Annotated in this window: 15 protein-coding genes; 2 read left to right on the top strand and 13 right to left on the bottom strand. The window is 58.8% G+C overall.

What is annotated here, in order from left to right:
- Window positions 1-10: 10 nt before the first annotated feature.
- The 8 genes from RUH64_RS03855 to RUH64_RS16885 form a co-directional block, all read right to left on the bottom strand.
- Window positions 11-1,048: a dipeptide ABC transporter ATP-binding protein gene (locus tag RUH64_RS03855; protein ID WP_313811448.1), complete on the bottom strand. Its 1,038-nt coding sequence runs from the start codon at window positions 1,046-1,048 to the stop codon at window positions 11-13.
- A complete protein-coding gene (locus tag RUH64_RS03850) occupies window positions 1,029-2,024 on the bottom strand; it encodes an ABC transporter ATP-binding protein (RefSeq protein WP_313811446.1) in 996 nt (331 codons plus the stop codon). The genes RUH64_RS03855 and RUH64_RS03850 overlap by 20 nt, the downstream gene beginning before the upstream one ends.
- A complete protein-coding gene (locus RUH64_RS03845) occupies window positions 2,024-2,932 on the bottom strand; it encodes an ABC transporter permease (protein WP_313811445.1) in 909 nt (302 codons plus the stop codon). The genes RUH64_RS03850 and RUH64_RS03845 overlap by 1 nt, the downstream gene beginning before the upstream one ends.
- On the bottom strand, window positions 2,929-3,852 hold the full coding sequence (locus RUH64_RS03840; RefSeq protein ID WP_313811443.1) for an ABC transporter permease: 924 nt from the start codon (window positions 3,850-3,852) through the stop codon (window positions 2,929-2,931). The genes RUH64_RS03845 and RUH64_RS03840 overlap by 4 nt, the downstream gene beginning before the upstream one ends.
- Before the next feature lie 81 nt (window positions 3,853-3,933).
- The gene (locus tag RUH64_RS03835; RefSeq protein ID WP_313811442.1) at window positions 3,934-5,532 is read right to left on the bottom strand and encodes an ABC transporter substrate-binding protein; all 1,599 of its coding nucleotides are present in this window, start codon (window positions 5,530-5,532) and stop codon (window positions 3,934-3,936) included.
- A gap of 120 nt (window positions 5,533-5,652) precedes the next feature.
- Window positions 5,653-6,840, bottom strand: a complete 1,188-nt coding sequence (locus tag RUH64_RS03830) for an ROK family transcriptional regulator (protein WP_313811440.1) — start codon at window positions 6,838-6,840, stop codon at window positions 5,653-5,655.
- Window positions 6,841-6,935: 95 nt separating this feature from the next.
- Window positions 6,936-7,889: an aminoglycoside phosphotransferase family protein gene (locus RUH64_RS03825; RefSeq protein WP_313811439.1), complete on the bottom strand. Its 954-nt coding sequence runs from the start codon at window positions 7,887-7,889 to the stop codon at window positions 6,936-6,938.
- Between the two features lie 47 nt (window positions 7,890-7,936).
- Window positions 7,937-8,080 (bottom strand): GNAT family N-acetyltransferase, encoded by a 144-nt coding sequence (locus RUH64_RS16885; RefSeq protein WP_396275981.1) that lies wholly within the window; start codon window positions 8,078-8,080, stop codon window positions 7,937-7,939.
- A 431-nt stretch (window positions 8,081-8,511) separates the two neighbouring features.
- Here RUH64_RS16885 and RUH64_RS03820 point away from each other — a divergent pair, with 431 nt between their 5' ends.
- Window positions 8,512-8,757, top strand: coding sequence for a type II toxin-antitoxin system prevent-host-death family antitoxin (locus RUH64_RS03820; protein ID WP_313811437.1), 246 nt, complete (start codon window positions 8,512-8,514; stop codon window positions 8,755-8,757).
- 40 nt (window positions 8,758-8,797) lie between these two features.
- On the opposite strand, the gene RUH64_RS03815 is transcribed toward RUH64_RS03820, so the two are convergent.
- Window positions 8,798-9,280: a hypothetical protein gene (locus tag RUH64_RS03815; protein ID WP_313811436.1), complete on the bottom strand. Its 483-nt coding sequence runs from the start codon at window positions 9,278-9,280 to the stop codon at window positions 8,798-8,800.
- 74 nt (window positions 9,281-9,354) lie between these two features.
- On the bottom strand, window positions 9,355-9,891 hold the full coding sequence (locus tag RUH64_RS03810) for a GNAT family protein (protein WP_313811435.1): 537 nt from the start codon (window positions 9,889-9,891) through the stop codon (window positions 9,355-9,357).
- A gap of 154 nt (window positions 9,892-10,045) precedes the next feature.
- Here RUH64_RS03810 and RUH64_RS03805 point away from each other — a divergent pair, with 154 nt between their 5' ends.
- A complete protein-coding gene (locus RUH64_RS03805) occupies window positions 10,046-10,597 on the top strand; it encodes a HutD family protein (protein WP_313811434.1) in 552 nt (183 codons plus the stop codon).
- A gap of 23 nt (window positions 10,598-10,620) precedes the next feature.
- Here the strand turns inward: RUH64_RS03805 and RUH64_RS03800 are convergent, their stop codons facing one another.
- The 3 genes from RUH64_RS03800 to RUH64_RS03790 all read right to left on the bottom strand — a co-directional run.
- Window positions 10,621-11,016 (bottom strand): hypothetical protein, encoded by a 396-nt coding sequence (locus RUH64_RS03800; protein WP_313811432.1) that lies wholly within the window; start codon window positions 11,014-11,016, stop codon window positions 10,621-10,623.
- Window positions 11,017-11,040: 24 nt separating this feature from the next.
- Window positions 11,041-12,549, bottom strand: coding sequence for an Asp-tRNA(Asn)/Glu-tRNA(Gln) amidotransferase subunit GatB (gene gatB / locus RUH64_RS03795; protein WP_313811431.1), 1,509 nt, complete (start codon window positions 12,547-12,549; stop codon window positions 11,041-11,043).
- 5 nt (window positions 12,550-12,554) lie between these two features.
- Window positions 12,555-13,144, bottom strand: a 590-nt coding sequence (locus tag RUH64_RS03790) for an amidase family protein (RefSeq protein WP_313811429.1), incomplete at its 5' end; no start/stop codon positions are given.

Below are 13,144 nucleotides of genomic sequence, written 5' to 3'. Positions count from 1 at the left end.
GCGGCGCAGACTAGTTGAGGCGCAGGCCCATGGGGCCCGGGAAGAAGCAGCGTGCCTGGTGCCCGGCTCCCAGGGAATCGAGTTCCGGCTCGCTGTCTGCACAGCTTGGCTGTGCAATGGGGCAGCGGGTATGGAATCGACAGCCTGTTGGCGGGTCGATGGGCGAGGGCGGGTCGCCCTGCAGCATGATCAATTCACGCTGGGTGTTCGACCCCTGGCGCAGTTCCGGTGCAGCTGAAAGCAGGGCCTGGGTATACGGGTGGGCGCTGTGGTCATAGACCTGTGCGTAGTCGCCCTTTTCTACGACCCGCCCCAAGTACATGGTGGCGACGGAATCCGAGATGTGACGGACGATCTGAAGGTCGTGGGAGATGAAGACAAAGCTCAGCCCCAATTCCCGCTGCAGGTCCTGCAGCAGATTAACAACCTGCGCCCGCACCGAAACATCCAAGGCAGATACCGCTTCGTCGCAGATCAACACCTTCGGGTTCAGCGCGATTCCCCGGGCAATTCCAATGCGCTGCTGTTGGCCTCCGGAGAAGTTATGCGGGTAGCGTCCTAGGTGATCCGGACTCAGTCCAACCAATTCCATGAGCTCTGCGATCTTCGCCTTGCGCTGGTCTTTGGGAACCAGGTCGGGGTGGATCTCAAATGGTTCACTGAGAATCTGCTCGATGGTCATCCGAGGATCAAGGGATGCGTAGGGGTCTTGGAAAATCAGCTGGATGTTGCGGCGCATGGCCGCACGCTCAGCCCCCTGCAGCTCATTGATGTCCACGCCCTCGAAAAGTACCTGTCCTTCCGTCGGCTTCTCCAGCCCCGAGAGCACCCTGGCAAGCGTTGACTTGCCGCATCCGCTCTCACCGATGATGCCGAGGGTGGTGGACGGCAGAACCTCAAGATCTATCCCGTCCAGCGCCTTGACCACCTTTTTGGGGGTGAAGGGCAGCGGGCGCGCCACCGGGTAGTGCATCTTGATGCCGCGTAGCTCCATGATGGGGCTGTTTGCCACCGGGCTGGTTTCGTTTTCAGTTGCTGTATGCAACATCTACTGCCGCCTTTCGTGAATGGAAGCATGCTGCGGTGCGGTCCTGGCCGATTTTTTCCAGGGGTGGGACCGAGGCGGTGCATTGTTCATCTGCCAACGGGCAGCGCGTGGCGAACGCGCAGCCTCGCGGAAGCGCCAGCAGATCGGGCGGGCTTCCTTCCACGGCGGGTAGCCGCTGGCCCTTGAGATCTTCGCTGGCCACGGATTGGGACAGGCCGAGGGTATAGGGGTGGCGGGGATCGCTCAGCACGCTTGCGGTGGGCCCCTGCTCGACGATTCGCCCGGCATACATCACTGCAACCTGGTCGGTAACCTCGCGGACTACCGAAATGTCGTGGGTGATAAGGATCAGCCCCATGTTGTTCTCTGCCTGCTGTTCCTTGAGCAGTTCGAGAATCTGGGCCTGCACCGTCACGTCCAGGGCGGTGGTCGGTTCGTCGGCGATCAAGAGCTTTGGACCGAGCGCCAGCGCCATGGCGATGACTATGCGTTGGCGCATGCCGCCGGAGAACTGATGAGGGTAGTCGTTGACGCGGCTTGCCGCAGCCGGGATGCGCACCCGATCCATCATCTCGATGGCCGCCGCCTTGGCGGCCTTGCGGCTGTATCCGCGGTGGACTCGATAGAGCTCGCCGATCTGCCGTCCCACCGGGTGCACAGGGTTCAGGGCACTTAGCGCATCCTGAAACACCATGGACATGACAGGTCCGGTGAGCTGGCGCTGGCGTTTTGCGGTGGCGGTGAGCAGGTCCTCACCTTCAAGCAGGATCTGTCCGCCCCTGATCTTTGCCGGTGGCGTGTCCAGCAGTCCCATGATGGTTCGTGCCGTGACGGATTTGCCCGATCCGGATTCCCCGAGAATGCCCAGCGACTGCCCGTGTTCAAGGCCAAGGTTCACGCCGTTGATGGCAGTGGCGATGCCCTGGCTGGTCGAGAATTCAACGCGGAGGTCGCGTACTTCAAGTAGTCGCGTCATTATTTGCCCTTCGGGTCGAACTCATCGCGCAGCGCCTCGCCGAAGAGGACGAAGCCGAGCACAGTGAGTGTCAGGAAGATTGCCGGGAAGATCAGCAGGTGCGGAGCCGCGTCGATGTAGTCTCGTGCAGCGGCAAGCTGTAGACCCCAGGAAACCGCCGGTGGAGTCAGGCCGATGCCGATGAAGGTCAGGCCGGCCTCCGCGGCGATCATGCCGCCGACCCCCAGGGTTTGCAGCACCAGCAGCGGCGTGATCGCATTCGGAACGATGTGTTTGGAGATGATGCGGCGGTTGGACGCACCGAGCAGCCTGGCGGCCTGAACATATTCGCGGTTGCGCACTTCCAGTACTGACGAGCGCATGAAGCGTACGCCGCCGGGCCAACTGAACAGGGCGAGGGCAAAAATGACGGTCCATACATTGCGCTGCCCAAAGAGCTGCAGGACGACGATGGCCGCGAGGATAAACGGCAGCCCAAAGGCCATATCGCAGAAACGTGAAATGACCGCATCCACCCAGCCGCCGAAGTACCCGGCGATCGCGCCCACCAGCGCTGCAATGGTGAAGGCGATGACCGAGACGACGATGCCTACCAGGATGGAAGCCCTAGCACCGTAGATGATGTTCGTGTAGTAGTCGCAGCCTTGAATATCGATGCCGAAAATGTGGGCGGCGCTGGGCGGCTGGTTGGTGAGCAGGATGTCGCAGTTCTCGGTGGGGCCTGGGCCGAAACCGGTAAATATCTGCGGGAACGCCGCCATGAGAATCATCAGCAGAACGATGCTTCCCGAGATCGCAAAACGAGGGCGCAGCCACCAGCGTCGGTGCGCACCACGCGAAGGGTTCGGCGCCCGGTCGACGGCTTCGGCGCCGTCGGCAGTTGAAATAGTTGTGATGGTAGAGCTCATATTCTCACCCGTGGATCAATCAGGCCGTAGGTCAGGTCAACCAGCAGGTTGAAGACCAGATACACCAGCACCAGCAGCGTAGCGATGCCCACGACTACCGTGCCTTCCTTGTTGTTGATAGATGAAACCATCAATCCGCCGATGCCAGGCAGGTTGAAGATGGCTTCGATGATGACAGCTCCCCCGAGCATTCCCGCAAGGCTCAGTCCGAGGTAGGTGACCACTGGAATCATCGCGTTGCGCAGTGCATGTCCCCAGATGATGCGTTCCTGGGACAGACCCTTGGCCTTGGCGGTGCGAAGGTATTCGGAACGAAGCACGTCGACCAGCGAGGTGCGGGTCAGCCGGGCCAGTCCGGCCGCGGCTTCCAGCGCCATGACAAGCGCCGGAAGGATGAAGGCCATGGGCCACCCGGCACGGGTGCCCGCTGGATCCACCCATCCGAGATGAACGCCGAAGTAGGTCTGCCCGCCCAGCGCAATCACGAATCCGGGGATTCCCATGAAAAGGACGGTGAAGATCAGGGCGAAGTGATCTGCCGCCTTGCCTGCGTGCAGTCCACCGTAGACGCCGATGATCAGACCGATAACCAGCTTCAGCCCCCACGCGGTGACGGCGAGCGCCACTGTCACCGGAAGCCGTTCGAGTATCAGGTCTGAGACCGGCCTGCCGAAGAAGTCGATGCCGAAATCTCCGCGGAAGACGCCGAGGATGTAATTTCCATATTGGACGATGAACGGGTCATCGAGGTGGTAGGCCTGACGGATCTGCGCGACGGTTGCCTCGGGTAGCGGACGTTCTCCGGTCAGTGCTGCAATCGGGTCGCCCGGCATGAGGAAGGTCAGTGCGTAGATGATAAATGTGGCGCCCAGCAGCACCGGGATCATCTGCAGGATGCGCCGTAGCGTGTAGCCCAGCATGGGTTCTCCCCTAGTATCTTGCAATTGGTGCGGCAGTGAACCCTGAGGATCAATGCCGCACCAACAGCTGATGGATCGGAACTAGCAGCCGTAGCCGGCGCGGTAGTACTGCAGATCGCCCTGCACATCGTTCAGTTGTGCGCACTTGGACTGCAGGCCGAAGTCGGTAGGGATGAACAGCGGGATGGCCGGCATGTCCTTGATGATGATCGACTCGGCCTCGGAGTACAGCTTGGTGGCCTTGGCCTCATCCAGCTCTGCACGTGCCGCGCGCAGCAGCTTGTCGACCTTCGGGTTGGAGTACCCGGTGGCGGCGTTGCCGTCTCCCCCGGTTTCATACTGGCTCAGGTACTGGTCCGGGGACATGTAGGACCAGCCCCACAGGCCGAAGACCGCTCCGTCGAGCTTCTGGCTGTTGCGGCGCTCCGACAGTTCGGTGCCAAGGGTCGGCTTGAGCTGAACCTTGATGCCCAGGTTGTCTTGGATCTGCTTGCCGATGGCCTGGACCAGCTGCTGGTCTGAAGCCGAGTTGCTTTCGATGATCAAAGTGCCGTCGAAGCCGCCGTCATCTGCCAGGATTTTCTTGGCCTTTTCTGGATCGAAAACGCAGTCTTCGCAGGAGCCTTCAACATAGGAATCCAGTGATGGCGGAACCAGCGCATCGGATGGGGCGGAGTAGCCCTTGAGCAGCGACTGGGAGATGGCTTCTCGATCGATGGACAGTGAGATGGCCTTGCGCAGCGCCGGGGACTTCAGGTCATCGACGTACTCGGGAATCTGCAGGGTCTGCTGCTTGGAAGCGGTCTTGACCTCATACAGCGATTCTTCGCCGAGCTGGCTCTTGGCCTTGTCGACCATGGTGGCCGGAACATTGCGGATCATATCGAGGTTGCCGGCGGTCATGTCGGTGTAGGCGGCGTCAACCGCCGTGTAGACCTTGCCGACGAGGGTTTTTGCCCCACCGGTGAATCCTTCACCAGCTTTGAAGCCATCCCACTTCTCCAGAACAACCTGCTGGTTGTGGTCCCAGGAAATGAATTTGTAGGGGCCGTTGGAAACCGGTGCCTGCGCATAGGCATCCAGGTCCTTGAAGGCAGACTCCGGCATTGGGCAGGTTGGGTTGGTGCTCAAGATCTTCGGGAAGTCGGCGTTCGGCGCGGTGAGCGTCACCTGCAGGTGGGTGTCGTCGACGACCTTGACGCCCGACAGCTTGTCTGCCGTGGCCTTGCTGCCGTCCAGTGGGTTCATCTTGTCGTAGCCTTCGAACGCAACGAAGGTGCCGTTGCCCTGCCAGGCGTTGGATCCGGTGGCGGTGGCATTCCATGCATCCGCGAAGGACTTCGCGGTAACAGGGGTGCCGTCGTGGAAGGTCCAACCATCCTGCAGTTCGATGTCCCAGACCTTGGCGTCCTTGCTTTCAACGGACTTCGCAGCCAATGGTTCGAGCTTCTGGGTTGTGGAGTTGACCTCCATGAGGTTGGCGCATAAGGCCATACCAATCTGGCTGCCTGGATCCTGCTGCGGGAGTATGCTCTTGGGCTCGGTGGTCATGAACGACAGCGTCGCGTCGCCGTTTTCAGAGCCGGCGCCGGATGATCCGGCGGATGATGCACAGCCTGTTGCGGCCAACATCAGCGATGCGATGCCCGCAGCAAATGCAAGCTTCTTCGATTGCTTCATCTGGTTCCTTCCTCGATGCGACTCCCCACACGAGCAAGGTCGTGATCGCGGCCACATTATTTTATTTTATGAAATAAAATAAACATGACGCGCGTCACCTGTCAACAGGTTTGAAAGAAATTACTTGTCCTGGTGCTGCTCTTCGGCTGACTGCATGAAACTCAATGGGTCGGCGAGGACCTCATTGACCATGATGCTTGCGGCGAAGATCGACAAGGACAGTTCATGATCGCTGGAGTACACCACGCGGCTGCCGGCAATGGCTCCTTGATAAGTACTTTCAGAAACTACCGACTGCACGTGGGCTAGGGTTTCCGGGCGTTCTGCCGGAGTTCCCGCGATGACGAGAAGTCCAGGATCAAGCAGGTCGAACAGCGTTGCCGCCGCACGCGCGACAAATCCATCACGTTCTGCAACCAAGCTGCGGATCTGCTCATCCCCCGCGTCGTACATCCTGTCGATGTCCCCGTAATCAGCGACATCCAATCGACCTGCTTCATGAGCACGGCGGACGGTCGATTCATCCGTTGCCATGACCTGCAGGCACCCGCTTCGACCGCATTCGCAGGCCACCCCGCTATCACTGACCGTCAGGTGGGAAATGTTGCCTGCATGCTGCGACCAGCCAGCCCGAATCTGACCATTGCTGACAATGACAGCACCGAGATCTGAGGTGATGACCATCAGCAGAAAGTCTTCGACCCGGGCACCGTGCCCATAGAAGAGTTCTGACTGAGCCGCCGCCCTCGCATTGTTATCCAAAACTAGCGGCTGCGGGAGCTGGGCCAGCATCTGCACCGCTGGAACTTCGCTCCACCCGGCGCCCTGGTTCTCAACAATGCGACCGTTGATTCGGTCGACAATTCCACCGGTTGCGACGCCGGTTCCGAGGATTGTTCGGCCCTTTCCGTGCTCAGCAATCAGCTTGTTTGCCTGCTCGATGACCAAGGCAAACGATGACTGAGCGTCCAATCCAGAATGCGGGACAAGTACCGATGCCTTGGCTACCCCGTCCAGACCCGTCAGCACGACGCCGGTAACCCTCGGTCCCAAGTGAATGCCCATGACCAACTGTGATTCGGTGTCGACCGCCAACGGCACTCGAGGCCGACCCTGACCGGCAGCGACCGGGGCAGCTTCAACGATCAACGAGTTGCTCAAGAGGTTGGCAGCAATGCTCGTCACCGAGGCCGCGCTGATCCCAATGGCGTCAGCAATCTCTTTTCGCGAACGACCAGGATCAGCGAAAATCTCGCGGAGCACCATCGAGTAATTTCGAGTTCGAGCCGGGTCGATCTTGCGAAGCATAATTGCTCGCACCTTTCACTAGGTAAGTCCTTTGGGCAGTTGAGCTAATTCTGGCATTGAGATAGGACTCTTTCGCAATTGTGCTGGCCGTTGCTCTATGCAAGCAGGATATCGAGGGTCTCGCGACCAACGATTCCCAGGGGGTCGCTTTCCTCAAGGGTTGAGGTGAGCATGGAATAACGCAGTGCCCATCCCCGAGCTCTGAGCCACGTCGCGCTTCCATTCTGAACGCCATAGGAGGTCATGAATCTATCAATAACCTCTGGGCTGAAATGCATCCACGCCATGCCCAGATCAGAGGCAGGGTCGCCGGTGCAAAGATCGCCGAAATCGACCAATCCTGACAACCTAAATCCTTGGTTTCCCCTAGAGACAATCGTGTTGTGCGGGTGGGGATCCCCGTGAATCCACACGGGTTGACCTGTATAAACTGGCGCGTGGACAGCTTCTCGCCAAAGTTTCAAAGCTGAAGCACGCTGCCGGGAAGGCAACAAGGAGATCTGTCCGCCGGTTTTTTCATCTAGTCCTGACAATGGGCAGCCCCTGTAGCTGCTCACCGGCCAGGGTTCGGATGCAGGACGATGCAACCGGCGTAAATAGCCTGCCAGTTCCACCGCGTAGTCATTGCGCGCTGGCCTGTCCAACGTCGCAGCGCTTCGACCTGGGACATACCTGGTAACCGAGAAAGCGAAGGGGTACGTTGCTGTTGGTACGCCGCAAAACAGCTCGGTGGCAATATTCAGGCCGGTTTCTTCAACCAGCTTTGGTAGCCATTGCCGTTCGCTTCGGCCAATCGTATCGCCAAGTTCTCTTCGCGGAAGCCGAATGATCAGGTCGTCGCCGAGTCGATAGACCTCATTGTCCCAGCCGGTCGCAACATAGGAAATCTGCTCCCCGGCCCAGCGCGGCGCCTGCGTCTGAATGAGTTCGCGAACAAGGTCCAGCGAAATGCTTACTTCTGCAGGTGGTAGTCCGGAAATCGATGGAGAATGTTGGGTCATTGCTCCATCGTAGGCTAGTAGCTTTAGGACGCCGGGCGCTTCATCCAAACTGTCATAGTTCCGCCACCTGGACTTTCTGCAAAGTCAAAGCGGAATCAGAACCTCTCGTAGAATCTCGAGGCGCGGTCATTGCCCTTGACGAATTCAAGACGAACTTCCCGCCGCCCAATGTGTTCGAGCGCCGCGCGCATCAGGGCGGCTCCAGCGCCCTGTCCGTGAGCCGATGGCAGGCACCACATATATTTGCCAGATCACCGCATCACCCTCGAAATCACCGATGGTACATGTACCAATGGTCCGGCCAGCTTGCAGTGCAGCCAAAGTCCTATCGGCCGTGATTGATTCTCGTACAGCAGATTCGCTCCACCAAGAATTTAGATTTGCCAGCACGTATTCCGGAGAGGTTAATGGAAGGTACGCCGGCGGCCACGTAAGCAATCCAATTTCTTGGATTGGTGGCAAGTCGTCGAGAGTGGCTGGCCTAATTTCTATCGTCATTCTTCGAGCCCAGTCAACCAAAGTCATTTCCTGGGCTTGCAAGACCCGCTCTTTCAATTAAATGCGGATCAGTTCGCCATGGTGATTCGCAGTCCACAAAGAGTCCGTCGCCATTCTCCTTATACCCAGAAATGCGTACAGTAATTACTGAAAGTACTTTAGCGAGGTTGAGATGAATAGAACTTTTACCAGCCAAGAGTTCAATCGTGATGTATCAGCTGCGAAGAAAGCCACTCTCCGTGGGCCAGTGACAATTACCGACCACGGACACCGTTCGCACGTTTTGCTCACCGCGGAAGATTACGAAAAATTAGTAGCTTCAGATAAGAAGTTCGGGGACATTTTGTGGAGTGGCCAAGACCCTGCAATCGAGCTCGAAATTGAGCGGCGAAAATGTCGGTCTGCCCAGTCTTCCTGAACTTCAAATTCAACACTCCAGCACTCTTTCCCTAGCGTCGCTAGTCGACTATGGCTAACAGCCTCACCGGAATCTCGCAGGAGGTTCGCTCAATGTCGGATTCATCCTTAAGCCGGTTGTTGGTCCCGGTGTCATCACACCAATCGACATCAGCGGGAGCCGCACTGACCGATAGCACACCGGGTTTGGCAGTTTTCGGTACTCGGTAGGAGTATTCGAAGGCACCGTTGTCTTCCATGGCGGCTTTTGTATCAAGCAGTTTCTCACCGGAATCAGTAGAAATAGAAATTTCCACCTTGGCGCCCGCTCCATAACTCGGATTGCATGTTGCAGCAGGCGCTGAAATGATGACCGAATCCCCTGCCCGAGCTTCACTGACAGAAGTCGAAAAACTTGGTGGCATGCACGGCGGCGGCAAATCAGGAGTCGAGTTGCATCCCGTCATTGTTGCGGGCACCAGCACCGCCCAGAACCCAAGGAACGCCAACTGCGACGGTTTTCTTAATACGCGAAAAATTCCCATGCTGAGACAATAATCAATGAGCCTTTCAATTTGCTGAAATATTACCGGCAAATATCCATGCCCTCATGCCTGTATCAAACCAAATCTTCCCACACGAATTTGGTGGTCTTTCCGGATTTCCAATCGGGCCGAATCATTGCATAGGCCACAGATGCTACGAACTGACCACCGCCTGCAGGCCAACCCAGCCGGTAATGCGCCTCTTTCAGAAACCCAGCTTTCACAAACGTTCTACGCATGGCGATGTTGTCTCCCCTCGTTTGTCCTTCGAACCTGATGGTTTCAGGCATCTCGGTAAAAACCTTGTCCGTGAGAGCCTTGAGGACGTTGACACCGTAGCCCCGGCCTCGGTGTTCCTCCGACAGCCTCAAATCGAACATAGGCGAGTCATCATCCAGGTCCTCAAGGCTGACCATTCCCAAACGCTTGTGGCCATCGACGATCCAGTAGCCCTGCGACGATTGATTCCAGAATCGCCCATCTCCCACAATTTTGGCGGCATCGTCATCCGTCCATTCGCTGCGCACATGGTAGGGAAATTTGTTCTTGGTCAGGAACTCGATGACGTCGTTCATATCGGACTCATCCATTGGATTGAAGTGCAGCTCCATGGCTTCATCCTACCCACGGCGGAACCGGAGCGGAGCACCGCACTCAACAGCAATTATGACTGTTCAGACACTGCTTGAAATTCAAGCGCTGAACAATGGCTTCTGAATGCAAGCATTAATTCATCGCACCGAAACACGAAGGACCCAACCACTCATGATGAAATTGCCCATCATTCGCTACGCAGATTTGCCGCCGCGACCGTGGAAGAACGGCAAAGGTATCACACGCACCCTTTTCAGCGATGCTGCCGAGGGAAGCGGAGAATGGACATGGAAGATCAGCATTGCCGAAATTACCGGGACTCAGCCTTATAGCCCCTATCCAGGCGTCCGGCGAGGCCAGGTGGCGCTGGGACCTGGAGCGGTGGATCTGGTGCTCAATGGCCAGCAGATCCTTCTCCCTGTGGAGGGAACCATCGTCTTTGAAGGGGAGGACGATGTTTCAGCGACTCCTCGCAACGAAGGCTTTCTCGACCTGAATGTCATGGGACTCCGGGAGTGCTGGAATCCTGCGGTGTCCATCGTTGACTCGCCAAGTCTTCGGTTCGAAGACGGCGTCCTGCAAGTGCTTATAGCACTGGAGAAGTCTTGCACGCTCGACGGAGCGCAGCTGTCGTATCTAGATGCGGCGCAATTGCTGGAGGACTCCCCCGTCAAGACCACCGGCAAATTCGTTGTGGCGTCGCTGACGCACCAGCATGATTAGCTCCCAGCCCAGTCTTCGGCTCCCTATCGAACAAGCGGCAAATTGATAGAGCCGTCGGAATCCATTGGCGTGAAAAGATCACTGGTGCAGTATGCCTCGTTCACCGGAACAATCACGGCCCAGATGATCCAATAGGCGATGTCGCTGCTGCCATCGCAATAGTCGTTCCATATGTCGTCACCGATGAATTCAGGAATATCGATCACTGTCTTGAACCGCCCCCGCCTGGTCCCAGTTCCCTCATAGCGGAGCACCAGCTGAGAGCCTATTATTTCCAATGCATAGCGACCTAGCTCCTTTTCCATAAGGCCGGGTCCATCCAGTTGCCTGCTGATGAGGCGAAGCAGCTCCGAGTCGCTGAATTCCTTCATAGTGGATGACCATAGACCGATGGCCCGCACCTGAACAGTGCGGGCCATCGGTCTATGGTGTTTCAGCGTGGGTTAGAGGCCCAGCTTCTCCATCACAATTTCGCGGACGCGGCCTGCGTCGGCTTGGCCGCGGGTAGCCTTCATGACAGGGCCCATCAGCGCGCCGATGGCCTGCATCTTGCCGCCCTTGATCTTCTCAACCACATCCGGCATGGCCGCCATGGCCTCGTCGACTGCCTTGCCCAGCGCGTCGTCGTCGTTCACGACTGCCAGCGAACGCTTCTCAACGATTTCGCTTGGGGTGCCTTCGCCTGCAAGAACGAATTCAAGCACCTGGCGGGCGATCTTATCGTTGATCTTCTTGCCCTCGATCAGGGAGTTCAGCTCAACGATGGTTGCCGGGGTGACACCCAGATCTGCGATCTCCTTGTCGGCGGCCTTGGCCAGACGGGCGATCTCGCCCATCCACCACTTGCGGGCAACGGCTGCGGAGGCGCCTGTGGCCACGGTCTGCTCGATCTCGTCCAGCACACCGGCGTTGACCACGTCGCGGAATTCCTTGTCAGCGTAGCCCCACTCGGCCTTCAGACGCTTGCGGCGCTCTGCTGGAGGCTCCGGCAAGCGGGCGCGCAGCTCGTCGATCCACTCTGCGGTGGTCACGATCGGCACCAGGTCCGGCTCCGGGAAGTAGCGGTAGTCATCCGCATCCGACTTCGGGCGGCCCGAGGTGGTGGTGCGGGTGTCTTCGTGCCAGTGGCGGGTTTCCTGAACGATCTTCGCTCCGGAATCCAGCACCGCAGCGTGGCGCTCGATTTCGAAACGCACCGCGTGCTCCACGGCGCGCAGGGAGTTCACGTTCTTGGTTTCGGTGCGGGTGCCGAACTTGTCGGCGTCCTTTGGCATCAGCGAAACGTTGGCGTCGCAGCGCACGTTGCCGCGTTCCATCTTGGCATCCGAAACGCCCAAGTTCTTCACGATCTCGCGAATGGCCGCCACGTAGGCGCGGGCCAGCTCCGGGGCGCGCTTGCCGGCGCCGACGATCGGCTTGGTCACGATCTCTACCAGCGGCACGCCGGCACGGTTGTAGTCGACCAGCGAGTAGTCAGCACCCTGGATGCGGCCAGCAGCGCCGCCCATGTGGGTCAGCTTGCCGGCGTCCTCTTCCATGTGGGCGCGTTCGATCTGAACGCGGAAGACCTCGCCGTCCTCCAGCTCGATGTCCAGCCAGCCGTCGTGGGCGATCGGGTCGTCGTACTGGGAGGTCTGGAAGTTCTTCGGGGTGTCCGGGTAGAAGTAGTTCTTCCGGGCGAAGCCGCACTTTTCGGCGATCTGGCAGTTCAGCGCCAGGCCGATCAGGATGGAGTACTCCACTGCGGTCTTGTTGACCACCGGCAGCACGCCGGGCAGGCCCAGGTCCACCGGGGTGACGTTGGTGTTCGGATCGTCGCCGAAGGCGTTCGGCGCATCGGAGAACATCTTGGTCTTGGTGTTCAGCTCTACGTGGACCTCGAAGCCGAGGACCGGATCGTAGCGGTCCAGCGCCTCGTCGAAGTCGACTAGTTCATCGGTGTAGTTGCTCATAATTCCTAGGCCTCCTGTGCAATCGAGGCGGATTCGAAGGCTGGCGCCTGCGAAATCAGCGTGTGTCCCCACTGCTTTTCCAGCAGGGTTTCAAGGGCTGCACCGGCGCGGTACAGGCGGGCGTCCTCGTAGGCAGGGGCCAGGAACTGGATGCCCACCGGCAGGTTTTCGCTCAGGCCGCCGGGCACGGTGATGCCTGGGACGCCGGCGAGGTTTGCCGGGATGGTTGCCACGTCGTTCAGGTACATGGCCAGCGGGTCGTTGTCGTTCGCACCCAGCTCGAAGGCCACGGTCGGTGCGGTTGGGGAGATCAGCACATCTGCCTGCTCGAACGCGGCATCGAAGTCGCGCTGGATCAGGGTGCGGACCTTCTGGGCCGAACCGTAGTAGGCGTCGTAGTAGCCTGCGGACAGGGCGTAGGTGCCCAAGATGATGCGGCGCTTGACCTCGTCGCCGAAGCCGGCGGCGCGGGTGGCTGCCATGACGCGTTCGATGGTGAGCGGACCCTCTTCTGGAAGCACGCGGTGGCCGTAGCGCACGCCGTCGAACTTGGCCAGGTTGGAGGAGACCTCCGAAGGCATGATCAGGTAGTAGG

Origin of the sequence: Glutamicibacter sp. (genome assembly GCF_032154645.1) — a bacterium.
Classification (GTDB): Bacteria; Actinomycetota; Actinomycetes; order Actinomycetales; family Micrococcaceae; genus Glutamicibacter.
Note: the sequence above shows the minus strand (reverse complement) of the source record. Positions and strands in the feature narration are given on the sequence as shown.

What these genes read in the sequence shown, in the direction of transcription:
- RUH64_RS03840 (WP_313811443.1), bottom strand. Translation starts at nt 3,852, where the DNA reads ATGCTGGGCTACACGCTACGGCGCATCCTGCAGATGATCCCGGTGCTG.
- gatB (WP_313811431.1), bottom strand. Translation starts at nt 12,549, where the DNA reads ATGAGCAACTACACCGATGAACTAGTCGACTTCGACGAGGCGCTGGAC.
- RUH64_RS03855 (WP_313811448.1), bottom strand. Translation starts at nt 1,048, where the DNA reads ATGTTGCATACAGCAACTGAAAACGAAACCAGCCCGGTGGCAAACAGC.
- RUH64_RS03810 (WP_313811435.1), bottom strand. Translation starts at nt 9,891, where the DNA reads ATGGAGCTGCACTTCAATCCAATGGATGAGTCCGATATGAACGACGTC.
- RUH64_RS03805 (WP_313811434.1), top strand. Translation starts at nt 10,046, where the DNA reads ATGATGAAATTGCCCATCATTCGCTACGCAGATTTGCCGCCGCGACCG.
- RUH64_RS03815 (WP_313811436.1), bottom strand. Translation starts at nt 9,280, where the DNA reads ATGGGAATTTTTCGCGTATTAAGAAAACCGTCGCAGTTGGCGTTCCTT.
- RUH64_RS03835 (WP_313811442.1), bottom strand. Translation starts at nt 5,532, where the DNA reads ATGAAGCAATCGAAGAAGCTTGCATTTGCTGCGGGCATCGCATCGCTG.
- RUH64_RS03800 (WP_313811432.1), bottom strand. Translation starts at nt 11,016, where the DNA reads ATGGCCCGCACTGTTCAGGTGCGGGCCATCGGTCTATGGTCATCCACT.
- RUH64_RS16885 (WP_396275981.1), bottom strand. Translation starts at nt 8,080, where the DNA reads ATGTGGTGCCTGCCATCGGCTCACGGACAGGGCGCTGGAGCCGCCCTG.
- RUH64_RS03830 (WP_313811440.1), bottom strand. Translation starts at nt 6,840, where the DNA reads ATGCTTCGCAAGATCGACCCGGCTCGAACTCGAAATTACTCGATGGTG.
- RUH64_RS03850 (WP_313811446.1), bottom strand. Translation starts at nt 2,024, where the DNA reads ATGACGCGACTACTTGAAGTACGCGACCTCCGCGTTGAATTCTCGACC.
- RUH64_RS03845 (WP_313811445.1), bottom strand. Translation starts at nt 2,932, where the DNA reads ATGAGCTCTACCATCACAACTATTTCAACTGCCGACGGCGCCGAAGCC.
- RUH64_RS03820 (WP_313811437.1), top strand. Translation starts at nt 8,512, where the DNA reads ATGAATAGAACTTTTACCAGCCAAGAGTTCAATCGTGATGTATCAGCT.